This window comes from Paenibacillus woosongensis (genome assembly GCF_030122845.1).
Lineage (GTDB): Bacteria > Bacillota > Bacilli > Paenibacillales > Paenibacillaceae > Fontibacillus > Fontibacillus woosongensis_A.
Genome location: NZ_CP126084.1, coordinates 2,292,085 through 2,317,362, shown reverse-complemented (window position 1 = coordinate 2,317,362; position 25,278 = coordinate 2,292,085). Strand labels below are relative to the sequence as shown.

At 50.9% G+C, this 25,278-nt stretch carries 21 protein-coding genes and 1 pseudogene; 6 read left to right on the top strand and 16 right to left on the bottom strand.

The window, feature by feature from the left end:
• Positions 1–11: 11 nt before the first annotated feature.
• Together helD and QNH46_RS10500 are read right to left on the bottom strand one after the other, a co-directional pair.
• The gene (gene helD / locus QNH46_RS10505; RefSeq protein ID WP_283928049.1) at positions 12–2,354 is read right to left on the bottom strand and encodes an RNA polymerase recycling motor HelD; all 2,343 of its coding nucleotides are present in this window, start codon (positions 2,352–2,354) and stop codon (positions 12–14) included.
• Between the two features lie 43 nt (positions 2,355–2,397).
• The gene (locus QNH46_RS10500) at positions 2,398–3,423 is read right to left on the bottom strand and encodes an FUSC family protein (protein WP_283928048.1); all 1,026 of its coding nucleotides are present in this window, start codon (positions 3,421–3,423) and stop codon (positions 2,398–2,400) included.
• Between the two features lie 158 nt (positions 3,424–3,581).
• Here QNH46_RS10500 and QNH46_RS10495 point away from each other — a divergent pair, with 158 nt between their 5' ends.
• Complete coding sequence (locus tag QNH46_RS10495; RefSeq protein WP_283928047.1) at positions 3,582–4,106, top strand: hypothetical protein; 525 nt, start codon at positions 3,582–3,584, stop codon at positions 4,104–4,106.
• A 505-nt stretch (positions 4,107–4,611) separates the two neighbouring features.
• Here the strand turns inward: QNH46_RS10495 and QNH46_RS10490 are convergent.
• Both QNH46_RS10490 and QNH46_RS10485 read right to left on the bottom strand, forming a co-directional pair.
• On the bottom strand, positions 4,612–5,691 hold the full coding sequence (locus QNH46_RS10490; protein WP_283928046.1) for an AI-2E family transporter: 1,080 nt from the start codon (positions 5,689–5,691) through the stop codon (positions 4,612–4,614).
• A 202-nt stretch (positions 5,692–5,893) separates the two neighbouring features.
• On the bottom strand, positions 5,894–6,976 hold the full coding sequence (locus tag QNH46_RS10485) for a lactonase family protein (RefSeq protein WP_283928045.1): 1,083 nt from the start codon (positions 6,974–6,976) through the stop codon (positions 5,894–5,896).
• Between the two features lie 179 nt (positions 6,977–7,155).
• On the opposite strand from QNH46_RS10485, the gene QNH46_RS10480 reads away from it, so the two are divergent.
• Positions 7,156–7,509, top strand: a complete 354-nt coding sequence (locus QNH46_RS10480) for a LytTR family transcriptional regulator DNA-binding domain-containing protein (protein WP_283928044.1) — start codon at positions 7,156–7,158, stop codon at positions 7,507–7,509.
• Between the two features lie 125 nt (positions 7,510–7,634).
• Here QNH46_RS10480 and QNH46_RS10475 read toward each other — a convergent pair whose 3' ends face one another.
• Positions 7,635–8,639, bottom strand: coding sequence for an aldose 1-epimerase (locus tag QNH46_RS10475; protein ID WP_283928043.1), 1,005 nt, complete (start codon positions 8,637–8,639; stop codon positions 7,635–7,637).
• Between the two features lie 63 nt (positions 8,640–8,702).
• On the bottom strand, positions 8,703–9,965 hold the full coding sequence (locus QNH46_RS10470; RefSeq protein WP_283928042.1) for an MFS transporter: 1,263 nt from the start codon (positions 9,963–9,965) through the stop codon (positions 8,703–8,705).
• Between the two features lie 185 nt (positions 9,966–10,150).
• Between QNH46_RS10470 and QNH46_RS10465 the strand changes: the two genes are divergently transcribed.
• The 3 genes from QNH46_RS10465 to QNH46_RS10455 all read left to right on the top strand — a co-directional run bounded on the left by QNH46_RS10465 (position 10,151) and on the right by QNH46_RS10455 (position 14,751).
• Positions 10,151–11,032: a molecular chaperone DnaJ gene (locus tag QNH46_RS10465; RefSeq protein ID WP_283928041.1), complete on the top strand. Its 882-nt coding sequence runs from the start codon at positions 10,151–10,153 to the stop codon at positions 11,030–11,032.
• A 128-nt stretch (positions 11,033–11,160) separates the two neighbouring features.
• Positions 11,161–12,216 carry a LacI family DNA-binding transcriptional regulator gene (locus QNH46_RS10460; protein ID WP_283928040.1) on the top strand — a complete coding sequence of 352 codons (1,056 nt, stop codon included), beginning with the start codon at positions 11,161–11,163 and terminating at the stop codon, positions 12,214–12,216.
• A 99-nt stretch (positions 12,217–12,315) separates the two neighbouring features.
• Positions 12,316–14,751: a glycoside hydrolase family 94 protein gene (locus tag QNH46_RS10455; RefSeq protein WP_283928039.1), complete on the top strand. Its 2,436-nt coding sequence runs from the start codon at positions 12,316–12,318 to the stop codon at positions 14,749–14,751.
• Positions 14,752–14,854: 103 nt separating this feature from the next.
• Here QNH46_RS10455 and QNH46_RS10450 read toward each other — a convergent pair whose 3' ends face one another.
• The 3 genes from QNH46_RS10450 to QNH46_RS10440 all read right to left on the bottom strand — a co-directional run bounded on the left by QNH46_RS10450 (position 14,855) and on the right by QNH46_RS10440 (position 16,229).
• Entirely contained in the window at positions 14,855–15,241 is a 387-nt protein-coding gene (locus tag QNH46_RS10450) for a RidA family protein (protein ID WP_283928038.1), read from the bottom strand.
• Positions 15,242–15,356: 115 nt separating this feature from the next.
• On the bottom strand, positions 15,357–15,902 hold the full coding sequence (locus tag QNH46_RS10445) for an aminotransferase class I/II-fold pyridoxal phosphate-dependent enzyme (RefSeq protein ID WP_283928037.1): 546 nt from the start codon (positions 15,900–15,902) through the stop codon (positions 15,357–15,359).
• 135 nt (positions 15,903–16,037) lie between these two features.
• On the bottom strand, positions 16,038–16,229 hold the full coding sequence (locus QNH46_RS10440; protein WP_283928036.1) for a PAS domain-containing protein: 192 nt from the start codon (positions 16,227–16,229) through the stop codon (positions 16,038–16,040).
• 107 nt (positions 16,230–16,336) lie between these two features.
• Here QNH46_RS10440 and QNH46_RS10435 point away from each other — a divergent pair, with 107 nt between their 5' ends.
• Complete coding sequence (locus QNH46_RS10435; RefSeq protein ID WP_283928035.1) at positions 16,337–17,587, top strand: methyl-accepting chemotaxis protein; 1,251 nt, start codon at positions 16,337–16,339, stop codon at positions 17,585–17,587.
• A gap of 58 nt (positions 17,588–17,645) precedes the next feature.
• On the opposite strand, the gene QNH46_RS10430 is transcribed toward QNH46_RS10435, so the two are convergent.
• The 7 genes and pseudogenes from QNH46_RS10430 to QNH46_RS10400 form a co-directional block, all read right to left on the bottom strand.
• Positions 17,646–19,841, bottom strand: coding sequence for an alpha-galactosidase (locus QNH46_RS10430; protein ID WP_283928034.1), 2,196 nt, complete (start codon positions 19,839–19,841; stop codon positions 17,646–17,648).
• Between the two features lie 117 nt (positions 19,842–19,958).
• The gene (locus QNH46_RS10425; RefSeq protein ID WP_283928033.1) at positions 19,959–21,068 is read right to left on the bottom strand and encodes a DUF4349 domain-containing protein; all 1,110 of its coding nucleotides are present in this window, start codon (positions 21,066–21,068) and stop codon (positions 19,959–19,961) included.
• A gap of 200 nt (positions 21,069–21,268) precedes the next feature.
• Positions 21,269–21,637 (bottom strand): Na+/H+ antiporter NhaC family protein, encoded by a 369-nt coding sequence (locus QNH46_RS10420; RefSeq protein ID WP_283928032.1) that lies wholly within the window; start codon positions 21,635–21,637, stop codon positions 21,269–21,271.
• A 14-nt stretch (positions 21,638–21,651) separates the two neighbouring features.
• Positions 21,652–22,128 (bottom strand): hypothetical protein, encoded by a 477-nt coding sequence (locus tag QNH46_RS10415; protein ID WP_283928031.1) that lies wholly within the window; start codon positions 22,126–22,128, stop codon positions 21,652–21,654.
• Positions 22,088–22,384, bottom strand: coding sequence for a hypothetical protein (locus QNH46_RS10410; protein ID WP_283928030.1), 297 nt, complete (start codon positions 22,382–22,384; stop codon positions 22,088–22,090). Before QNH46_RS10410 ends, QNH46_RS10415 begins: the two co-directional genes overlap by 41 nt.
• A 488-nt stretch (positions 22,385–22,872) precedes the next feature.
• Positions 22,873–24,140: pseudogene (locus tag QNH46_RS10405) on the bottom strand (amidase family protein).
• 335 nt (positions 24,141–24,475) lie between these two features.
• Positions 24,476–25,195, bottom strand: coding sequence for a 3-ketoacyl-ACP reductase (locus tag QNH46_RS10400; protein ID WP_283928029.1), 720 nt, complete (start codon positions 25,193–25,195; stop codon positions 24,476–24,478).
• Positions 25,196–25,278: the final 83 nt, after the last annotated feature.

Below are 25,278 nucleotides of genomic sequence, written 5' to 3'. Positions count from 1 at the left end.
GCCTGTCCTGCCTAAGCCTGGATATAGGCCGACGGGTCGCTCTCCGTAATGAATCGGCTTGGCTCGCCCGCCGAATACACATGCAGCAAATGCATCGCTCTCGTACAAGCGGTATAGAACAATTTGCGCTCTGCTTCTTTGGTGTAGTTGCGGTTTGAACCGTCATAAATGAGCACAGCGTCAAATTCCACACCCTTTGCCAGATATGCAGGTATAATATGAATCCCCTTCTCGAACGAGAGCGTCGTTTTTTTGATCAGCTTGGCGGGCAGAGCCTGGGCCAGCATTTCATGCACCTGCTCGCTCTGCTCAGCCGTTTTGCAGATGACCGCGATCGTCTCGTAGCCGTCAGCCCGCAAAGACAGAAGATCCCGCTTGATCTCGCGATCCATGTCTTCCCGGTTCTGAAGCACTCTTACGAGCGGCTTCTCGCCTTCGCGGTTGAAGGGAACAATTTCCTCGCCTCCGGCGATCATCCGTTTCGTAAATTCGACGATTTCGCGAGTGGACCGGTAGCTCTGCTTCAGCACGATAAGCTCGCTTTCCGCCGTGCCATACAGATCGGTCAGCGTCGCCGACTGCTGCAGCACCGAGGCATGGGCGTAAATCGCCTGATTCAGGTCGCCGAGTGCCGTCATGCGCGCCCGCGGGAACAGCCTTTTGAGGAAGAACAGCTGAAACGGCGAATAATCCTGGGCTTCATCAATGATGACGTGACGAATGTCCGTATTCGAGTGAAAGCCTAATACAAGCTCCTTTAAATAAAGAAATGGCGTAATATCCTCATAGAACATTTCACCCGCCCGGATTTTGTCCACGGTCTGCCGTCCGATCTCGCGCCAATCCTCCGGCAAATCTTCCAGCCCCAGCTCAGCTGCAATTTCCGGGTGATCGAACAGCTGTGTATACAGCGTCGTAACGTCGACGAAACGCAATGTCTTCACCCATCTGCGCAGCGGCTTCAATCGATCGCTAACGACCATCCGCCCGAGAATTTCCTTCTCGTCTTCATAGTCGTTAAACGAAGTACCGGCTCCCCGCTGTTTCCGGCGCATTCTCTGATAGGCCCGCTGATAGTCCTCCGCATCAAGAAGCTGGATCTGCTCCTCGACCCAAGGGGCATCCAGCTGGCTTTTCCCGAACGCGGCAAGCTCCTTCAGCAGCCATTCCTTCAACAGTTCACAACGGTTCGCCAAGGTAATCGCCGGATCGTAATCATAGAATTTTCGGGCAATCTCCTCGGCATCTACGACGGTCTGGCCTTGGAAGCGGATCGGGCGGAATTTCATCCCCTTCTTCTCGAGCCATTGTTTGTAGCGATTCACCGCATCCAGATACAGCGAGGACGATTTATAACGTATGCCGCTGATTCTATGCTTGTAATCCTCATCCTCCGTCCCGGTCAGCACGTATTCGATTTGCACGAACGGGTCCTCCAGCTGAAACTCCCGGCCCAAACGATGCTCCAGATATTCCTGAAACGTTGTCTGCTGCATATTCTCTTCGCCGAGCTCCGGGAGCACGGTAGAGACATAGCTGTTGAACATCGGATTGGGGGAGAAAAGAATCATTTGGTCGGCGTTCAAACGCTCCCGATGCTTATACAGCAAATAAGCAACCCGCTGCAGCGCGGCCGAAGTCTTTCCGCTTCCCGCCGCTCCCTGAACGATCAGCATCCGGCTGTAATCGTTGCGGATAATCCGGTTCTGCTCCTTCTGAATCGTGGCCACAATGCTCTTCATCTGTGCGTCCGAGCTTCGGCTCAGCACCTGTTGCAGCATTTCGTCGCCAATCGTTACTCCCGTATCGAACATAAGCTTAATGACTCGCCCATGAATGACGAATTGGCGTTTCAGCGACATCGTGCCTTCGATTTGCCCAGAGGGAGTCATATAAGAAGCAGAACCCGGCACACCGTCATAATACAAATTGGAGATCGGCGCGCGCCAATCATATACGAGAAACTCTTCGTCCCCCTCCTCCAGCAGGGAGGCAATTCCTAGATAAATCGCTTCTTCCTCGCCGCCTTCCTCGGCAAAATCGATGCGGCCGAAATATGGGGACTGCTTGAGACGCTTCATTTTTCCCAAAGCCGCCGAAGCATGAAGATGACTTCTCTCCCGGTCGGATAGAACCTGCGATTGCTGACGCAAGCTCGTCGAAGTTTCGCCAACATCATCCGCTTCACTGAAGTTGACGGTAACCTCGTCCCAGAAGTCCCGGCGCATGCCGACCACATCCTCCCGGACCACCGTCACCTCCGACTCCAGCCTGCGAATGCGCTTCTCAATTTGATCGGCAACGTATTCTACTCGCTTCTGCTCTTCCTGCCAAGCCTTATCCGTTCTATCCAAAGATGATCGCTCCTCTACATTAACTTAATAATAGCGGCCCTGCCTATGATGCCGGCTTCGGTATATCGGAATGATCCGCCAGGCGGTTCAGGCGCTGCAATTGGTGCCCATATTCATATATTTGCGCCGAAACGATGGATAATCGAAGAATGCCCTCCCGCTGCTCGGCATAAAGATCCAGCATACTCCGCTGGAACTTGTCATTCTCCTGTTCGAACAGCTCCGCTTCTCGGGTGTTCGGTTTCAGCTTCCCCTCAAACTTCAGTATAATATGCTCATGGAATTTGATAAGCCTCTCTAGATGCAAATCGAAGGCCTCGTTGTCCTCCGTCGAACGATCCGCCTGAAAGTAATGCTGTTCGATGGCGTCCAGCACCTCATAGCCTTTTCGAAGCGTCCGTAATATTTGTTTATATACGACGAGCTGGCGGCTCTTGCTGAATTTGGGGGCTTTCAGTTTCTTCTGGTCTTCCTCCATCATTTTATACGTATCACCAATCGAATTTATCGTGTCTTCAAGCTCGCGCTTCTGATTGCGGAACACGCTTTCCTTCATTTCGCTGGATATCGCCGTGCGAAGTAGAATGGATAATTGCTCAAACGTCTTCTTGGTCTGGCTATCGTACTGCACCCTTGGTTTCGGCGGAAATACGAGAATATTAATGAGGAATGCGGAGACGATACCGATCAATATGAGCGTAAACCGGGTAATCGCGAATTCCCATTGACCTGACGCCTCCATAACCGCAACGACCGTTACGAGCGTAACCCCGATCGTCTCGTTCATCTTCAGACGAATACAGATCATAATGACAAGGATGCATACAAGTCCGACCGCAATCGGTTCATTCGAGAACATTGCTCCTCCTGCCATAGCGAGCACCGCACCAAGCGTATTCGTCTGCAATTGATCGAGCAAATACCGCCAGGAGCGGTATATCGTCGGCTGCATCGCAAAAATAGCAGCAACCGCAGCGATAACAGGCGAGGACAGGCCAAACCAGAAAACTACATAAAGCGCCAATGTTACGGCAAGTCCGGTTTTGAGCATTCTGGGTCCAAACGTCACACAAACTCCTCCTGTTCCCTTTCCGTTCCTTAATTCATTTTACCCAATTCCTCGTTGGATTCAATTTTTAGGTAATTTTAAGATAAGCTTTTGTTTTTTGGTCAAAACTACATGAGAGAAAGACCCAATCATTCTATACGATGAGGTGAAAAATGTCTATGAGACACATACGCAAACTACTGGAGAAAGGTTTCCTGGCGGCCATCATAGCGATTGGCGGATATGCCGCTGTCGCTGAAACCACGGTGGCCTATCAGGAACCAACGCCGATTCCCCAAGCTTTACCAGAAGGCGGAAAGGAGCAGCATCAGCCTCGCCATCATCACAAAGGCCATTTCCGGGGCGGGCATATCGTCAAGGATACGGCTGAACTGCTGGGCGTTGAGCCAAAGGTGCTTATCGAAGATCTGAAGCAAGGCAAATCCCTGCTCCAAGTCGTCCAAGCCCGCAAGGGCTGGAGCGAGGCTGAATACGTACAGAAGCTGACGACAGTCGTTACGGGCCATATCGATAAAGCCGCTGCCGAAGGCAGGCTAAGCCCGGAAAAGGCGGCAACAATGAAAATGGAGCTCCCTGTCAAGCTGAAAAAAATCGTTAACCGTACTTGGAAAAGCTCAAGCAAAGAACATCCCGTGACAGATTATCGCAGCAATAACACGATTCTATGGCACAAAGCAGATTAGCTTAAAGTGATATGCTCCCCCAAAAAATTAAGCCTGTTACTGAAAGGGGAGCATTAGCCTAAAAAAGAACATAGCTAAACGGCCTTTAGTCCGATGAAAATCAGGACAAAGGCCGCTTAATTAACTTTATGATTTGTAAATGTCTAACGGACATAGGTTCCGCTATATCGCTAAAGTGGAGTGAAAGTGAGTGGATTGACTCAGAATAAAGTGCTTCTCTGTCCCTTAGCCATGTAAAAATGGAGTATCCTCCCCAAATAGCGGATCTCATGTCCATTAGCAGCTTCTAAGCTCTCGGCACTACGCAATTATCCAGCCTCTTGGCACATCAAGCCTCGCAGCAACTGTGTTGCTAGCTCTACAGTGTTCAATTACCCCATACCGCGGCTGGACCAAGCTGCTTTTCCCATAATTGCTCAGCCATTGAGCACAAGAGGCGCTTCATTATGTCGTTCTCGTTTTGCAAAACCCGTTCCAGTTCCGATGGCAAGAGAACCGTCCTGGATCAGCGCCCCGCTCCTTTGACGGCGGCTTTCTTCCGCTTTTTCGGTTTGGCGGCTCCATTTCCCACCGGAACCTCTAATATATCCAGGAGGAAGATGAACACCGGCACGCCGACGATTAGCCCCCAAACGCCAAAGAAATGCTCCGATACGAGCAAAATCATGAACGTATAGAATATCGGCAAATGCGTCTTGTTCGACATAAATTTCGGATTGAGGAAATAAGCCTCAAAAGCATGGACAACCGCGATCATGACAAGGACATAGACGATTTTGACGAGCCCGCCAATTTTGAAGGCAATCGCACAAAGCGGAATCAAGGAAATAATAACGCCCATCACCGGAATCAGTCCGAGGATAAAAATCATAATGCCGATGGCCACCAGGTTCGGGAATCCGAAAATCCACAGAAAGATCGTGGACAGGATGGCATTCACGGTAGCAATCAAGAATTGAACCTCGATCACTTTGCCAAAGGAAGCGACGAATTTCTTGCCGAAATACTCCAGCTCATTAAACAGGAACCCCGCACGGCTCTCTTTGAATCTGGCCGTAAAGTTCGTGACCTTCTCCTTCTCCAGCAGGAAGAACAAGCTGAGTATAATCGCAATGAAAAGATTCAAGCTCCATTTCCCGATATCAGATACGGTCTTAAGTAGGAAGTTAAAGCCGTTGCCAACATACTTGGACAGATCAATCTCTTTTAACGAATCCACTAGGAAATTCAGCAGGACGTTGTCAGGCAAATTCGTTGGGGGATTATCATAGAACGAAATGACCTGATTGACAAGATCGTTGAACTCATCCAGAAATACAGGCAGATAGTAATACACGGTCGTGACAAGCAAGGTTAGTATTACGGCATATATAAATAGAATCGTTATGCTCCGGTTGATTTTGACGACTTTATCAACATTGCGCGTAATGAAATTATGCAGACGGTTGATCAGATAGGTTAGGATGAAGGTGATCAGCAGCATGTTCAGCATGCTGCGCGAAAAGTAGAGGACCAAAATGACGAAAAACAAAGCAAGAAACCTGCGGAAACCCGCAATTTGAAATAGCTCTCTAAAAAAAGTCATTATAAGCGACCTGCTCCTTTGATAATAGACTAACTAGCGATGTATCAGGAATTACGGCATCTTCCGAACGAACTTCCTTGAATTAATCTTAAGTCAGCATACCAGTGAAAGCAAGTAAGCGAGAACTGTTTTTTCGTAAAATTACTGTTAACAATGCAAACAGTCCTGTCCACATGAAGCTGGACAGGACTGAAACAGATGATTACTTGAACAACACGGGCTGCACGCAGACCGGCTTCGATACATTCGCAGTTTGTCCCGTAAATTCCAACTTGCCCGTACTCTTGTCTATACGGAATACGGCCAAATTATCCGAATCGCGGTTAGCCGCTACGAGATAATCGCCTGCAGGGGTCAAAGCGAAGTGACGCGGATGCCCGCCTTCGCTGGAAATATGCTGAACCAGGCTCAGCTTGCCGCTGCCTTGATCGATGGCAAATACGACGATGCTGTCATGGCCCCGGTTGGAGCCGTACAGGAATTTCCCGTCTGGGGAAATGGCCACCTCCGCCGTCGTGTTCTCCCCGGCGTAGCCTTGCGGCAAAGTCGGCACCGCGTCGATCGCCTCAAGCGTTCCTGCGTCCGCATCAAAGGCGAACAGCGTAAGCGAGGAATTGACTTCATTGATCGAATACAGCCACTTGCCGTTCGGGTGGAAAGCAAGATGGCGTGGTCCCGCGCCCGGCGCCGTTTTCGCTTCGCTGTGAAGCACCAGCTTGTCGCTTTGCTCATCAAGCCGATACACGAATACTTTGTCGAGCCCTAGGTCGGCGACGAGAACATAACGGCTGTCCGGGGTGAACAGCGCGGAATGCGGATGCGGCCGATCCTGCCGCACCGGGTCCGCGCCTTTTCCTTCATGCTGCCGCTCGTCCGTTTGCTCGCCGGCTAGCCCGTCACTCAGCAGGCGAACGAGGCCCACATTGCCTCCATGATACCCGGAGACGACGACATAGCGTCTCTGCGGTTCAAGCTCGATATGCGATGTAGACGGCTGCAGCGTAAGTATCCGGTTCAATTCCGTCAGAGTGCCCGCAGCCGGATCAACTGCAAAGCTCGCGACCTCGCCGATCCGCTCGTCGCTAGACGTCTTCGTCTCCGAAATGGCATACAGCTTCCTGCCGGCGGCATCCACTTTTAGAAAGGTCGGGTTCTTCAGTCCGGCAGCCTCGCCAAGACGAGTCAGCTCGCCAGTCGCAGGGTTCATCTCCACCACGTAAAGCCCCGGATCAGCAGCTTCGGCATAGGATCCTATGTATAACAATAGTCGTTGTTGTTCTGACACGATGGTCACACTCCTTCTCTATAACATCTTGTCTTCCTATTCTTCCGTACTTTCAGGCAAATGTCCAGTCCGGCAATTGCTGGAAACATTTAAAATTTAAGCCTAAGTACTACACAAACCGCAAAAAATATGGTATACTGCAAGCGCTTCCACAACATCATCTAAAGGGGGATTTTGGAATGATGAATGTCGGACTAGAGGAGAAGAACGTCTACGAGGCCCTCGATCCACATGACGCTTATTTCTTCAAAGTAGGAGGTCATGGCTTAGTTTGTTTCCACGGCAGAAACTACAGTATAAAAAAGAGACTATCTGCTGACCAAACCTCAAAACTAATCTCAGACCCCTCTTTCTACCGCGTAAGCACCAACTGTTATGTCAACCTGAACAAGGTGACGGACATCCAGGACAACGTACTGCTATTTAGGGATCATATTCATGGCATCAAGACGATCAATGTGCCAAGAAGAAATTTGGAGCAGATCAAGCGCCTTCTTCCCGAGCGGAACGAAAGTGTAGCTGAAGTCGGGTAAACTGCCGCCGTTCCATCAGACCCAAACAAAGAAGCAGCCTGACTTCCCGTTTTGACGCGGGAACAGCGCTGCTTTTTTGCTATGCTATATTGTTTCCATAAGCCTGGCGGCCTGCTGCTAGATGATTACTTCGCCGCCGTCTTCACATACAATCTTGCGGACTCCTCCCAAATTTCGCCTGGCTCCAGGCTGAACAGCCCGATCTCTTCGGCCGGCAGGCCGACATGAGGCGCATTCACCAAATTGATCTGCGGTTCAGGGCAGAAGAAGCCTTCCTGGCCTCCGTTGTTCCAGATCATCCACTGCTTGTAGGATGTTCCTACGTCGTACACGAGCGTCAGGTCCAGCTTGGAATCCGTCAGCTCCATGCGGTTTCTGCCGTTTTGCGGCACTGCGGTATAATGATTGTCCAGAGAAGTAAAGAAAGGATACACCCCTTCCTTCTTCATCGCTTCTTCCTCAGCGCTCAGCGGCATATGTTTCCCTGTCGGCAGCATCCGTTCGTTCAGTTCCCACCGCTCGCCGATCGTGAATTTCATCTTGTAATCACTGGCCTTGCTTTCCGGTGCGAACGGAGCGTTAACAGCAGTATGGAAGGCCAGCAGACAAGGCATCTCGTTCCCGCCATCATTGCGTACGAACACATGCTGCGCCAACCCATGCTCACCCAGCCTATATTTCAGGCGAACGGTAAATTTGAACGGCAAGTAACGATAGACCTCGTGCGCTTCATCTACGCTAACCTTGGCGACAACGTAGCTTTCCTGCTGGGTGCTGCCAAACTCCTCAACCTCCCACGGAATTGTATGTAGGAACCCGTGCAGGTGGTTGCCCGTAGCCTCCTCGTTGACCGGGAATTGGTAGGTCGTGCCTTTCCAGGGAAACCTGCCGTCCTCATAACGGTTTGGCGGGAAAAGAACAGGAATCCCGTATACACCCGGATTGGTGCGGAATGCATCCATCTCCGATTCAGCCGGCTCACGCAGAAAGCGGAAACCGCTTTCGTTATCTCGAAAAGCGATCAGGTTCCCGCCTACATTCGGAACAAGCACCGCTTCGTATTTTCCAGCCTGCAGCCATATGGCCTTTTCGCCTTGATACATGCCTTCATATGCTTTGAGTTGCGTCATTTGATTACTCTCCCTTCAATAATTAAGCAGGTAATAACAGTATCTATCAAACCGGAGTTCACATCAAGCATCGCGCAGAATTCGCCGGCCAAGCACCAGCGCCAGAATGATCATCGCCGCAGCGACACCAAGCTGCATCCCGAATACCTGAATCCACCGCGGCCAATCTGCGATCCATTCATAAACCTTGCCTCCGAGCAGCGGTCCGAAGAAAGCGGCAACCCCCGTAATCGCGGAATACATGGCCATATACATCGGCCGTTCGCTTTTCGGCGTATCCCCGATCATGAAATTGAACGCCAGCTGGTTAAAACCCCCGACACCAACGCCGAACAGCATATGGGCCGCAAACAGCACCGGCAGCTGCGGCAATACTGACAGCATGCCCCAGCTCATGATCGAGACTGCAATAATCGGCAGCGTCCAGTACAGCAAGCGCTTGTTGCTGTACCTTGCATTCAGATTTCCCCAAATATAGAAGCTCGACATCATCGTCAGCGTTTGCGAGACGTTAAGCAGGGATATCGTCTGATAGTTAATTTTCAGCAGCTCGAGCATCACGTAGGAGTATAGCGGCACCACCAGGTTTTGCATGAACAGGAAGCTGGCCAGAAACAGGGTTGCTTTGATAAAAGATTTGTCCTGCAGCGGCTTGCGCAGCATCGGCAGAAATTTGCTCTCGGCGGAACGCTCGAACGTTACATCCGGATAGAACATGAAAATAATGATATTGGCGATAATACAAACCCAAACGATAATATACAAATACAGAAAGCCCTGGCTTTCCGGAAACCGGTCCAGAATCATGCCGCCGGTAAACATCGTAAGAGTTCCGACTGCATTCAGGAGCGTGTTCCTGATGCCGAAATACCGGCCCCGTACACGTGCGGGCACTATGTCGCTGATCAGCGAATTCCACAGCATCCCTCCAACTGTGTTAAACAGGCATGCCGTGACATAAAATGCGATAAATGCGCTAACCCAATACGGTTTAGGGAACAAAAACGGGACAAGCCCCGTAAACGCCCATAAAATCCGGTGTATGGCAATGAATAATACCAAAGCCCATTTCCGGCTCGTCAGCCGCTGAATCAGAAACGCCACGGCGATTTGAGCAATATTCACAAAGGTCGTAATAGCCAACACGAACCCCAGCTGTCCGGACGTAGCTCCTAAATAAAGCAAATAACCCGTCAAAAATTGACCGCCCAGCAGGGTTTGAAATATGACAGCGGGAAAACCTTCCCAGGTCGCAATAGCTAGGTTTCTACGCTGGAGAGACGTTTTGCGTCGCGTATAAAACTTCAGTTTCAAGCTCTCCCTCAATGGTGACACTCCTTCAAATTCCTATTCCCCAACCGCAGACCCATCCAAATATTCGGCAAATCACTCCTTTTTACCGTGTTAGCAGCCAAATTTCCATTCGTTCCAAATTAACAGTATAATAAATACATGGGTTTCTTTCCATACACTTTCTATACATAATGAGGAGAAACAGAGGAGATTTTGGCATGGACGAATTGAAAAAGGCATACGAACAGCTCGGCCTGTCCGAGAACGCTTCCAGAGAAGAAGTAGAACAAGCTTTCGACATGGTGCTGCGCAAATCTCGTTCCCGTAAAGGAGGAAATGAAGCGAACAGCGAATACGAGCGCTCGCTGCGGGCCTACAAGCTGATTACCGAGCATGAGGATCAGCGCAAAATTGAGCAAATGAGCCGGGACAGATTCGCCAAATGGGGAAAATTCGCAGGAACGGCAGAGAAAATCGACGACTTCTTCCGTGTTTATAGAACGCATGTCATCGTTGGGATCATTGCGGTCGTCGTGCTGATTTTTGGTATTAACGCCTTCGCGGATTACCGCGCGGAGCAGAAACGAATCGCAGCACTGCCCCCTCTTGATCTATCCATTTTGTTGATTGGCAATTTCGCGGTAGATGAAGCGAATAACGGAGAAGAAGCGCTGGAGCAGGCAATACTCAAGCAATTTCCCGAATGGAACCGTGTAGATTTGCAAATCACTTACGTCCCTGAGCAGGGCGAAATGGTCTACCGGCAAAAGGCAATGGCCGTCATCGCAACTGAAAAACCTGATTTATATGTTATTGATAAGCCGACCTTTGATTGGATTTCCGGCGGCGGCGGTTTCAAGAACCTCCAAGCGGAGAGCGAAGGTGTACTAAGCCCCGTGCTGCCTGATCATGCTGCGCTTCGCGCGCAGGCAGAAGAGGATCCGGAGCTCCAAGTATATGCCATTGATCTGACATCCAGCGAGCTGGCAGACCAGCTCCCGCTATTCAAGAAAGAAATGATCGCGGCGGTAGGCTGGAATGAGGAACGGTATGACAATGTGATATTATTCATCAAACGTTATCTGGAACATATGAAATAGCAGGAATCATCGGCACGGGGCGGCTTCGCGCTTCGTGCTTTTTTTGTCATGCTTTTTACGATTGATTTATCTTTGGGCTTCATTTATGATAGTGTCATAAACGCGCGTTTACAGAAAGAGTGATGAATATGCGCAGCGAAGATATCGCTAAGTTGGCCGGGGTATCGCGCAGCACCGTATCCCGCGTCATCAACAATTACCCAAACGTCCCGGAGGCTACCCGGGCCAAGGTGCTTGAGGTCATTGAACGGCATCATTACGAGCCGAACAGCTTTGCCCGCGCCCTCGCCGGCAAACGTACCGATACGATCGGCCTGTTTGCGATCAGCATGAATGAGAAGGAAAATGCCCGTCGAATATACCAAAACAGCTACTTCGCCCCTATCGTCGACTTGGTAGTCGACACGGCCAACGCCCGGGGGTTTTACGTGCTGATTCATACGGTCTATTCACGGAACGATTTTCAAAAAGTAAAGCAGGCCTTCCAGCAGAAACGAATCGACGGCGGCATTCTCGTCGGCACCCAGAAGGACATCGAGCTCGTGCGGGAAATGGTCGGGCAAGGCGCCCCGCTCGTCCTCATCGATTACGACATTGCGGAAATTACGGCTGAACGTCTCGACAAGCATCATTTAGCCATTATCAATTCGAACGACTACGAGGGCACGGTGGAGGCGATGGAATATCTCATTGGGCTTGGCCACCGGCATATCGGCATCATTCAGGGACGGATGAATACTTACTCCGGCCGCGAGCGCTACATGGCCTACGAGGATACGCTGCGCAAGCATGATCTGCCAATCGTGAAGAGCAGCATCCTGCAAGGAGATTTCCTGAAGGAGCAAGCGTATGCGGCTGTAATGAATCTGCTGGATTCCGGGGAAGAACTGCCAACCGCCCTGTTCAGCTCGAACGACGACATGGCGATTTCAGCGATGGAGGCCTTTGCAGAGCGGGGCATCTCGGTTCCTGACGACCTGTCCATCATCGGCTTCGACGATGTGCAGCTGGCCTCCCGCGTCCATCCCAAGCTGACTTCGGTCAGCCTACCGATCGAGGAAATGTCCAAAGCGGCTGTAGATTTGATAATCCGTATTTGCAGCGGCGAGCAGACGGGCTTCAGCACACTGAGCTTTCCGACACGGCTGGTAACGAGGGATTCTTGCAGACCGCTGGCGCCCTAGCAGCTTTATCAAAGTAACACAGGCTCCTCTCCATCCTTAGAGAGGACGTCTTTTGCAATAAAATAAACGCGCGTTCACAAATGAAAGGAGCCATTATTTATGAAATTCGGAACATTTGACGATCAACGCAAGGAATATGTCATTAACACCCCGCAAACTCCTTATCCCTGGATCAACTACCTTGGCAACGAGGAATTTTTTGGACTGATCTCCAATACGGCCGGAGGGTACACGTTCTACCGTGACGCCCGGCTGCGCCGGATTACCCGCTACCGCTACAACAACATTCCACTGGATACGGGCGGACGCTACTACTATCTGTACGATAACGGCGATTTCTGGACGCCGGGCTGGATGCCGGTCAAGCGCGAGCTTGACTTCTATGAATGCCGCCACGGACTTGGCTATACCTCCATTACCGGGGAGCGGGGCGGCATCTCGGTGACACAGCTGGCTTTCGTTCCACTTGGCTACCAGGGCGAGGTGCACCGCCTTACCGTCAAGAACACGGGGACCGAAGCCAAAGACGTATCCCTCTTCTCCTTCGCCGAATTCTGTCTCTGGAACGCCCAGGACGACATGACGAACTTCCAGCGCAACTTAAGCACCGGGGAAGTCGAAGTGCAGGATTCCGTCATTTATCATAAAACCGAATATCGCGAGCGCAGAAACCATTATGCCTTCTACTCTGTCAACCGCCGCATCGACGGCTTCGATACGGACCGCGAATCGTTCGTAGGCCTGTACAACGGTCTTCATGAACCGCAGGCCGTCACTGCAGGCAAAGCAACGAATTCGATCGCTAGCGGCTGGTCGCCGATCGGCTCCCATGAAGTGAAGCTGTCCCTCGCTCCAGGTGAAGAGCAGAGCCTCATCTTCATTCTTGGCTACGTCGAAAACGAAGAGGATGAGAAATGGGAAGCTCCGGGCATCATCAACAAGAAACCGGCGCTGGCGATGATCGAGCAGTTTGCGACTGACGAGGATGTCGATCGTGCCATGCAGGAGCTTGCTTCCTATTGGGACGGCCTGCTGTCCAAATATCAAATTCAAAGCGACGACGATAAGCTGAACCGGATGGTGAACATCTGGAATCCGTATCAGTGCATGGTTACGTTCAACATGTCCCGTTCCGCCTCCTATTTTGAATCCGGCATCGGACGCGGCATGGGCTTCCGGGATTCGAACCAGGATTTGCTCGGCTTCGTTCATCAAATTCCGGAAAGAGCCCGGGAGCGGATTCTCGATATCGCGGCCACTCAATTCGAGGACGGCAGCGCTTATCACCAGTACCAGCCGCTTACGAAAAAAGGCAACAACGAAATCGGCAGCGGCTTCAATGACGATCCGCTATGGCTGATCCTTGGCACGTCCGCTTACATTAAAGAGACCGGGGACATGAGCATTCTTGACGAGCAGGTCCCGTTCGACAGCAATCCGGACAATACGGCCACCTTGTTCGAGCATTTGAAGCGCTCCTATTACCATGTCATCAACAACCTAGGTCCTCACGGCCTGCCGCTGATCGGCCGCGCCGACTGGAACGACTGCCTCAACCTGAACTGTTTCTCCAAGGAGCCGGGCGAATCGTTCCAGACGACGGCCAATATTGAAGGACGTGTGGCGGAATCCGTCTTTATTGCCGGACTGTTCGTCTTCGTCGCTCCCGATTTTGTGAAGCTGTGCCGTCTCCGCGGCTTGGAAGAAGAAGCTTCCACAGCTGCAGCCCACATGGAGGCGATGCGTAAAACTACGCTGGAGCATGGTTTCGACGGCGACTGGTTCCTGCGGGCATATGACCACTACGGCCAGAAAATCGGCAGCAAGGAGAACGAGGAAGGCCAAATCTTCATTGAGCCGCAAGGCATTTGCGTGATGGCCGGCATCGGAGTCGAGGAAGGTCTGGCTCAGAAGGCGATGACTTCCGTTGAGGAGCGCTTGGATACAAAATACGGCATCGTTCTGCAGCAGCCGCCGTATTCCAAGTACTACCTGAACCTGGGCGAGATTTCATCCTATCCTCCTGGATATAAAGAAAATGCCGGTATTTTCTGTCACAACAATCCTTGGATCATGATCGCGGAAACAGTACTGGGCAACGGAGACCGCGCATTTGAAGTTTACTCCAAAATTGCTCCGGCTTACCTCGAGGAGATCAGCGACATTCACCGGACGGAGCCTTACGTATATTCGCAAATGATCGCAGGAAAGGACGCGGTTAATCACGGGGAAGCGAAGAACTCTTGGCTGACCGGAACGGCAGCATGGAACTATGTGGCGATTACGCAGGCCATCCTAGGGATTCAACCAGAGTTTGACGGCCTGAAGCTTGATCCGTGCATTCCTTCTTCTTGGAATGGCTTGCAGGTTACCCGCGTATTCCGCGGAGATACATTTGAAATCTCCATCAAAAACCCAAGCCATGTGTCCAAAGGCGTGAAGAGCATCACGGTCGACGGCAAAGCTATTGAAGGCAATATTATCGCTCCAATCGGCGATGGCCGCACGCATCAGGTTGAGGTTATGCTTGGCTAAGCTTGCAGCTCTTGTCGTTTTATAATCGATAAATATTAAACAGCCCTCCATCCTGTCAAAGGATAGAGGGCTGTTGCTTGTTCCTCTCAGCTGCTATTAAAATTTAGGACTTGGCCGCAACCACTTCAATTTCAACCAGGCCGTCCTTCGGCAGCCGTGCCACCTCAACGACACTGCGCGCCGGATATGGCTCGGCAAAGAATTCCGCATAAACTGCGTTAACGGCACCGAAATCGTTCATGTCTTTCAAGAATACAGTTGTCTTCACGACATCCTTCATCCCGTATCCTGCCGCTTCCAGAATCGCCTTCACATTAAGCAAAGAACGCTTCGTCTGCTCTTCCACCGTTGCCGGAAATACGCCGGATGCATCCATGCCGAGTTGTCCCGACGTGAATAGCAGATGCCCGAAACGAACCGCTTGTGAATACGGCCCGATCGCTCCTGACGCCTCTGTGGTCGCTACGACTTGCTTGTCTTGTTGTTCCATTTGTTTTCTCTCTCCTCTTCTCCATTTGTTTATTTCGCTGTCTCTTCTTCATACTGCCGCAGCATTTCTTGCTGCTGTTCAGGCGTCAGCTTGGCAATGCCGATGCCCGTAAAACCTAAAATTGTGGCGAAGAAAATCCCCGTCCGAAAAAGGTCGGGTTATGAATGCCGGCCTGCTGCAAGACCTGCTTGAATCGTTCCCTGGTCGTCTCGTTAGGGATGATGATATTGGAAATCTCCAGGCTTGCCAGGTTAAAGGTCTTACCTGGGGATGTACAGATGATGCTGCGCTGGGCGATTTCCTCCGACAGCTTGGCGATGACAGTATGTTCATGCCCTTCGTGGATAAAATCGGCGTGAATATCGTCGGAGACGATCAGCGCGTTGTACTTGATGCACAAAGCAGCGATCCGTTCCAGATCCGCTCTCGTCCATACGCGTCCAACCGGGGTGTGGGGCGAAATTAGCAGCACGATTTTTACCCCTTGCTGCATTCGCAGTTCCATATCTTCGAAATCAATTTCATAACGCCCGGCAACGAGCTTCAGCGGACTTTCTATCAGCACGCGATGGTTTAAAGAAACCGCTGTAGCGACAGGCTGATAAACAGGCGTATGAATAAGAATAGCGTCTCCTTCGTTTGTGAACTGCTGAATGACCAAGGATACAGCCTATATGATTCGTGGACAGAACACGATCCACTCCTGCGGCACCTGCCAATGATAGGAACGGTCCAGCCAACCCTGCACTGCATGGTAATAGGAAGCAAACACATCCGTATAACCGTAGATTCCATGTTATGCGAACGATTCAAGCTTCTCCACGACTGCAGGCGGGGCCTTCAGGTCCATATCGGCTGCCGCGATGTTCAGGCACATCAAGCCTACCAGCGTCCCCTCGGTATTCTTAATGAAATATGTTGAGGATCTGAACTGCTGTCCCCGGGGTCCGGTGGCCTTGTAATTAACGATATAATGTCTATCCCACAATATCCGCCATCTATTCTGCCAATATCTCGAAAATCGATATATCCCCTTGGCCTTTCGGATGATATAATGGGATAAACATCCTAATTATTAAGGAGGGCATCATTCTTATGTCATGGTTCAACAGACTTCCCCTTGGCGGAAAGATTTCAGCAGCCTGTTACTGCATCGCCGCCCTTTTCGGAATACCGACGTTGATTTTGTTCATTCTACAGGGCCACTTATTGACGGGGATCGTCTTGGTTGCCATTCTAGGAGCGCTTACCATCCCTCTTACCCGCTATGTTCAGAAAGCGCTTACGGAATCGTTCGATGACATCTCCAACGCCTCGGCCAAGATTGCCAAGGGCGACTTCACTAGCCGGATCAACGAATCGGGAGGCATGGATAATTTAAGCCGAACTTTTAACAGCATGATAGACAGGCTTCGCAAAATTTTGCAGGAGACCTCCGAAATTACCCGTAAAGTTATGGATTCCAGCCGGGCTATTTCGGACAGAAATGGAGAGCTCATTCACGTTATGGGACAGGTGGCCCAGTCCTCCAACGAATTGGCGATCGGAGCCAACGAGATTTCCGAGGATGTCAGCGACATGACGGAGTCCATCCGTCAAATCGAAAATAAGGTCAGCAATTATACCGACTCTACCAAAGAAATGAATGAACGTTCCCGCGATACGCTGGAGCTCGTCGAGAAGGGCCGGGAATCCGTCTCCAGGCAGGCCGAAGGGATGCGCCGCAATGTTGAAGCGACGCAGAAGGTCGCGGAGTCGATCAATGCGCTCTCCATCAACGCCCAGGGCATTACACGCATTACAGCTACGATTTCGGAAATCGCCGAGCAGACCAACCTGCTATCGCTCAACGCCTCGATCGAAGCGGCTAGAGCAGGAGAGCATGGCGCAGGTTTCGCTGTCGTCGCCCATGAGGTCCGCAAGCTGGCGGAGGAATCCACCGCTTCCACGAAAGAGGTATTCAACCTCGTTCGGAGCATAGAAAATGATGTGAAGCTGGCCGGACACAACATTAAAATTAATGAAGAGGTCGTACAGCAGCAAAACCTGATGATCCGGGAAGCTGAGCAAATTTTTGCGCAAATCGTGCAAAGCGTGCAGTATATTTCCGAGCAAATCGAAGCCTTCTCCAGAGAAAGCGAGAGCATGCTGGACAGCGCGCAGCATATTTCCCAGTCTATTCAGAACATTTCAGCGATTACCCAACAGTCAGCTGCGGGTACGGAGCAGGTATCGGCTTCGATGAATGAGCAAATCCAATCCATCCAGAAGATGGCGGAAGAAACGGAAGCCATGAAAAATGCGGTTTTCCAGCTGCAAAAAACGATACATATTTTCAAATTCTAGACGTGAATGCAACAAAGAAGCCATGGCCTTGGGTCATGGCTTCTTTGTTCCTGTGTTCTTATTGCGAAATCGCTCTTAGTTGCACAACTCTGCTCTCGAAATCGCCCCGAATGGAGGTTATCGGCAAGCCGACTGCCATCAAACGGTCGCCGCCGTAGATGGTATCCGTATCCCCTAGCTGATAGTCCAGCAATGGATCGAGGCCTTCCAGCTTCACGCGCTTCAGCGGCGCGTTCGGCTCGGCGAGCACATGGAAGTAGAACAGCAGCGCTTCCCTCCGGTCTTCGCTGACGAACATCCATGACGTCTCGTTGCCTTCGAAGGGACTTAACAAACGATATAGATCGCCCTGCTGTACCAGCCCGCGAATTTCCTTGTAGCTTGCAATTTGGGCTTTGGCAATTTCCACTTCCTCCGGCGTAAATGTCGTCAAATCAAGCTCATAGCCGAAATTGCCGGACATGGCTACGTCCCCGCGGAATTCCAAGGATGTCTTGCGGCCGACCTGATGGTTCGGCACCGCCGACACGTGAGCGCCCATTGTCGAGACCGGGTAGACGATACTTGTGCCATATTGGATTTTCAAGCGCTCCACGCCATCGGTATCGTCGCTAGTCCACGTTTGCGGCATGTAGTAGAGCATTCCCGGATCAAAGCGCCCTCCTCCTCCGGAGCAGCTCTCGAACAGAATATGCGGGAACTCGCTAGTCAAGCGCTCCATCAATTCATACAGCCCGAGAATATAACGATGAGCCGTCTCGCTCTGCCGCTCAGGGGAGCTGAGCGCAGAACCGATCTCTGTCATGTTGCGGTTCATATCCCATTTAATATATGAAATCGGCACATTCGTAAAAATTTCACTGAGCCGGCTGTATAGATATTCCCTTACATCCGCGCGCGACATGTCGAGGATCAGCTGGTCGCGTGCTTCGGTTCTGCGGTGATTCGGCACGTGGAGGCACCAATCCGGATGGCTGCGATACAAATCGCTGTCCGGGGAAATCATCTCCGGCTCGAACCACAGTCCGAACTGCAGGCCTTGCCGTTTCACCCGTTCGGCAAGATCCTGCAAGCCGTTTGGCAGCTTGCGGCGATCCTCAAACCAGTCGCCAAGCGAGCTGTTGTCGGAGTCCCGTTTGCCGAACCAGCCATCGTCCAGCACGAACAGCTCGATGCCAAGCTCGCCGCCTTTCTTGGCGATAGCTTCGATCTTGTCGGCATTGAAGTCGAAATACGTAGCCTCCCAGTTGTTGACGAGAATCGGACGTTCCAAATCCCGGTGCACGCCCCGGCACAGTCTCGTACGATACAGCTTGTGGAATGTACGCGACATGCCCCCAAGCCCTTCAGCGGAATAGACGAGCACCGCCTCCGGCGTCTGGAAAGCTTCCCCAGGCTCAAGCTTCCAAGAAAAGTCAAAAGGATTGATGCCCAGCGATACGCGCGTTGTTCCGAATTGATCCACTTCGGCCTCGGCGGCAAAATTTCCGCTATAAATCAAGCTGAAGCCGTACACCTCGCCCTGGCGCTCGTTCGTCTCAGGACGGAGCAGCGCGAGAAAAGGATTAAACTGATGCGAACTCGACCCTCTGCGGCTGTTGATTCCGGTTACGCCCGGCGCAAGCGCTCTTCGCTGAATGTGGCGTTCCCTGGCCCATGCGCCTGATAAATACAGCGCATCATAACGGGCATCAGGCAAGTCAATGGAGGCGCTTAATGCCCGCTCGAGCTGCAGCGCCTCTCCCGCTTCATTCGCCAGCCTAGCCGATCTTGCTATGGCGCTGAATTGCTCGAATACCGTATAATACAGCGTTACACTTAACCCTGCCTTGGCATCATGCAGCACGAGTTCTAACGTCTCCGCCTCGTTCTCCTGCTCCGTATAAACCGCCGGAAGCCCTTCCAATGCTGGCTTCCCGGCTGTGATACGGTGTGATCGGTAGACCAGCTCGGAAATGCGGGTTCCGTCAGACAGCTTGATCTGGTAAGCCGGGCTCCGGAAATCGCTCGTACCATACTGCGGGTACTCCTGCGGCAAAGTATCCAGCGATAACGTCTTGTCGTCCGGAAATGGGTTTGGACAGAACGAGGAGCGCTCCACTCTGTAAAGCAGGTCATTTAAATTGCTTCCTTGGCGGAGCTGCGGACCGAAATATACATGTGCAGGCATGCCCCGCACGAGTTGAATTACGTAACTGGTTTGATGAGATTGCAAATGAAAAATACCGGATGCTTTGTCATAGTAAATAGGCATTCCATATCCTCCTAATCAATAGCTGATACCCTGTATTCTACTATGTTCTGCTAGTTACGTAACGACAGTAAAGTGATATTCTATATGGAATTTTGTGTCCTAATTTCAGTTTGCCTTTCAGTCTGTGTCATCTTCATAGCGTGGAATATCTTGATCGTCCGCCGCTTCTGCCTGGCCTGCCTGTTTTGTTTCGGCTGGCGGATTGACTGTATTTTTGCGCAGAAGACGATATTCCCTAGCTTTAAGCAGCCGCTTGCGGTGCACCATCCAGATCGGAGCGGCAATGATGCCAAGAAGCAGCAATATGGGCAGGGCGCCAGACAAAATAACGATGATCCATCCCATAGCGGCCGATAATGCTTTCAGACTGCTGTCCAAAGCGCTCCACGCCCGGTGGCCGAGAGGTTCCTTGCCCTTTGCGGAGGGACTGACTTGGTTCACCTCCGGCTGATATAGCCGGATTTCCACCGTAGAATAAGCCACGTTCTGGTCAATGTAGCGCATCCGTCCCCGGATCTGTTCAATTTCCGTCTGAATCCGTTCCAGTTCATTGGCGAACTCCACCATTTGACTGCTCTTTGTTGCTTCCTTCAGAAATTGCAAATATCTAGACTCCATCGCCTGCTTCACTTTGAGCCGCGACTCTAAATCGACGTACTCCTCGGAAACATCCTGCCCCTGCATACTGCGCTGCAGCGATTCGTGCTCCATTTTCTCCAGACGGTCCAAAAATGAGGAAAATCCGGACGATGGCACCTTCAGGATGATCGTACCGCCCTGCTCATGCTGAGACTGGTTCTCGGTAAATTCCACAATGTAACCGCCCGACATGGCCACCAAATTCCGCACCTCGGACTGCGCCTTGCCGTAATCCTTCACTTCCAGTACAACATTTGCCCGGTAAATCAGCTTCTTATTCAGCCCAGCCGGGGCGTCAATCGCCTGCATGCCAGGGCTTCCTCCTGACACCTGAAAATCGCCAGCCTGCGTAGTGGACGACTGCTTTCCTACAGGCGCCTCATCGCTGCCGGCAGCTGGCATGCTTTGCTCGGTTGCTGTGCTCATGCTAACATCCGCGCTCATGCTCATAAGTTCAGACTCTGCGGAAAAACCGCTGTCCGCCTTGCTGTCGGCTGCTTTATTGTTGCTCGCGCTTCCGCACCCGCCTAACAGCAAAGACAATGTCATGATGCCTATACATAGTACCAATTTCCATTTCTTGATCATTCTATTACCCCCTTTGCACCCTCGACGTTTCCATGGTTTGGAAGGTTGCAGCAAAGCGATAATTAATTGGTCTGGTGACGCATTTTTTATGTAACTAACCGCTTTGCTTTTGGGGAGGTAATATTCTAAACAAATGGTTTCCAAATCAAAGAAGAACAGGATCTAGGCCTGTTCTTCTTTTGTTTGATGATGAATTAATGTTACAGAAAGATGACCATGGACAGGATGAACATAAAGATCACACCTGCGATCATTGGAACCGACGTTCTTTTTATGATCGCGATTGGATCCGTCTTCACCGTACCGGCAACGATCAGCACAACAGCTGCCACCGGCGATACCGCGCGGAACAGGTTGCCCGAAAGTCCCATCGGCACCGAAATTGCAATCGGACTGATTCCTGCTGCATCCGCTAATGGAACCATCAACAGCACCATGGCGAAGATCAAAGCCGTACCGCTGCCGCTAAGAATAACGATCAGCGCCGTAATGGCTACAAGGATCAGCGGCAGAATGAAGTCTAGTCCGTTTCCTTGAATATTTTGCATGGATTGCTGCAGGGCATCCACCAAACCGATGGATTTCAGACCCGTAACAAAAACGGAAGCGGCAACGAGCGGGCGACGATCGGTACCGCTCCACCCATTCCTTTAAAGAAGGATTCCGTTTTTTCCAGTACGCTTCTGTCGCCTTTATGGCGAATGACTTCGCAGATGATCGCGAGCACGAACGAAACCAAGGTTGCCACCTCTACGCTGAGTTCAATGGCATTGCCTGTTGTAATATGATGGTGCTCAAGCAGCAAGAAGCCGTACATATGCTCATGTCGAGCACGGAATCCATAGAACGCATCGCCCACCGGGTCGGCTATGAAAATGTGCAGAGCTTCAGCCGGCAGTTTACCGCTTGGGTCGGATGCACCCCGGGAAATTTCCGCAAAAACAATCGCTAGCCATGTAATGCGAATAACGGCTCGAGCCTTGGGCCCGAGCCGTATCTTATTTTGCCAGTTGCCTTGACTATTTGCTTTTCCCTTTACCTTTGCTTCCCTCCGATTCATACCAATCGAAATCATTCCAACTGCTCTTGATCTGCTCGATCTGCTTCCGCATGCTCGTGCCTTCCAATTCCGCGACAAGTAAATATGTAATCCCGAGAATCAATGCAATCGTACTAAGTATGGTTGGCCCATCACCGACAAAGCTCAACATTTCATTGAAGTGATCTGCGTTCCATACGGAGGAAGCAGACCCGTAAATTGCTGCAGCCAAGTATCGTATGCCGTACAGGAATGCCGCGATCATAATCAAGAGCATTCCTGTAGTCCTTCTATGCATCATTTATCACCTCAGCATATGTATGTATTTAGTCATCGATTCTACTGCTTCGATCTTTCAAGCTGAGTTTTCACATATCCATTCATACGCGAAGGATACGCTTTATCACAACCTCCTTCGGGACCAAACGATGTATGCCTCTGTCCTCATGTCACAATTTTACAAGTAGTTACTGACATTATACAAGGGACTTAGTTCACACTATTCATCCTTGTTTTTCACCAAAAAAAGAGGAAGACAGCGGGAAAAATCCAGCTATCTTCCTATAAAAGCCTCCAATTTTAACAAAATTGAGCCTTATGTGTTCATCCGCTGTAGTCTCAAAGCATTCAAAACGACAGAAACAGAGCTTAAAGCCATGGCGGTTCTGTAATCCATGGGGCTAACAGCCCAAATCCTGCGATCGGAATGCCTAGAGAAATGTAGCCAAACAACCGCTTCCATCGCAATATTCTACAGGGTATATGTCAATTCCTAATTACATCAAGATTGGGAGGAACGCGATGCTTCGAAGCTTGTTCATAACTATAAGCCAGCCCAATCAATGTCGGCTCGCTAAAGGCCGTTCCCACAAAAGTTATTCCGTGCGGCCCTTTCGTCGTATCCCCCTCCGGGGTTGCAAGTCCTGTCCATATTTCAACGCGGCTTCCTTATGCTGCTCATTAAAACGGATGACGTCATCCAACGAACGAACCTTAACCATTTCCGGCAATGTCTCTAAATAGTCGTTTAAAGATTTTTTGAATTCGAAGTTAAGCACATTGAAGTCCCCGTTTTGCCCTTCGCATGGCAGCTCGACAGGATCGATGATCGTTGCTCCCTCAGCCTCAAGTACATGGATGGCTTGTTCGATCAGCGCCAATCTTCCTTCATCAAGCTGCTGATAGTAATATCGCGGGATGCCGATGCGTGATTTTGCCAGAAAAGTGCGGTTGAGAAACGGCGTATAATCCGATAACGCTTGCCTGTTTTTCGACAAAGTCGCGGCATCCTTCGGATCCTGGGCAGTAAGCGCCCCCAAAATCAGCGCAGCATCAGTTACCGTGCGCGCCATCGGCCCCGGCGTATCCTGCGTTTCTGTCAGAGGAATGATGCCGCGCCGGCTAATCAGGCCCACCGTCGGTTTAATCCCAACAATGCCATTGTGGCTGGCCGGGCTGATAATCGAACCTGTCGTTTCCGTACCAATCGCTGCGGCAGTCAGGTTAGCGGCAACTGCCGCAGCCGAACCTGAACTTGAGCCACCGACAAAAATCTCCCCTGGACCATAGGGGTTTAACGTTTGCCCGCCTCTTGAGCTGTATCCTGCCTGCATCGTGCTCGACATGAAATTAGCCCATTCCGTCATATTGGCTTTGCCGAGAAGGACAGCGCCAGCAGCACGCAATTGCGAAGCGACGGCAGAATCCTCCTTCGGTATGGCATTCGCTAATGCTAATGAACCCGCGCTGGTGCGGGTCTTATCATGCGTCCCGATATTGTCTTTCAGCAAAATAGGAATGCCGTGCAGGGCTCCTCTGCTGCCCTGCTCCTTGCGTTCCTGATCCAAAGCTCTGGCTATATCCATTGCTTCCGGATTGATCTCGATAACCGACTTCAGACGAGGATCATAACGATCGATCCGTTCCAAATATACCGCGACCAAATCCTCGGAACTGATCTCCTCTTCCTCCATCGCTCGCCGCATTATCCCGATACTGGCCTCTATGATCCATTCTTCAAGCTGAATTCCCAATGCACGCTCCCCCATTCCTGTAGTACGAATAACTGCCATATATCTTCTCTCATTTTGCGCCATTTGCAGATAATAATAAAGTCAATACGAGCACGGCCATTCCCGCAAGCCTCGTCTGTTTCTTATTTAGCCTCTTCTTCACCGCTGTACCTCCCTCTTATGAAAACCTCACTGTCGTGTTCTGAGATTTCCTCAGCATATTGCATATTGACTAACTATATGCGGATTAGGTCTTGAAAATTGTATATTTCCATGTGAAATAGGCTTCAAATAACACAAAAAAGACCCTAACCCGCTGTAAGCGGGTCAGGGCCTTGCCTATCCATAATGATAAGTTACTGAGGATTCGTCGTCCAGATGCCGGCGGTTTTAACAAAAACACGCTGTGGGAGCTTCAATGTGGCCAGCGCTAGCTCAGCAACGTCTTCCGGCTGCATCATCCGGTCTTCGTCCCCGATACTCAGGCCGGTATTTACGGCAAGCTCGGTATTTACCGTACTTGGCGTCAGAGCGACAACACGGATATTGTTCTTGCGCACCTCCTGCATAACGGCCTCCGTCAACCCCATAATGGCAAATTTCGAAGCATTGTATGCGGAGCCGGTAGCAAAGCCTCTTTCACCGGCTGTCGATGCAATGTTAATAATATTCCCTTGATTTTGAGCAATCAGTTTAGGAAGCACGGCTCTTGTCATGTAATAGGTTCCCATCAAATTAACCTGAATAATTCGCTCCCAATCCTTCGTGTCCATCTCCACCAGTTTGCCGAATTTGGCAATGCCGGCGTTGTTGATTAGGATATCTATGCCGCCTAACTCGGATACAAGCGCCTCTACGGCCTTCTCTGCGGCCGACTGATCGGAAATATCGGCGGAAGCGATGGCAACCTTAATGCCGTGCTGCTCTCGCAATTCGGATTGCAGCGCCTCCAAGTCGGAAGTCGTACGCGCGATCAGTCCTAAATGAACGCCCTCCTTTGCAAGCGCCTGTGCGATCGCCTTGCCGATGCCTTTGCCTGCGCCCGTAATGATGGCTACCTGGTTGTTCAAGCTCATGGTTTATCTCTCCTTTTCAATTCCTAACCCAGAAATGATTATTGGTCATTCCACATCCTATTATAACGAATCTCCTGCGCCTA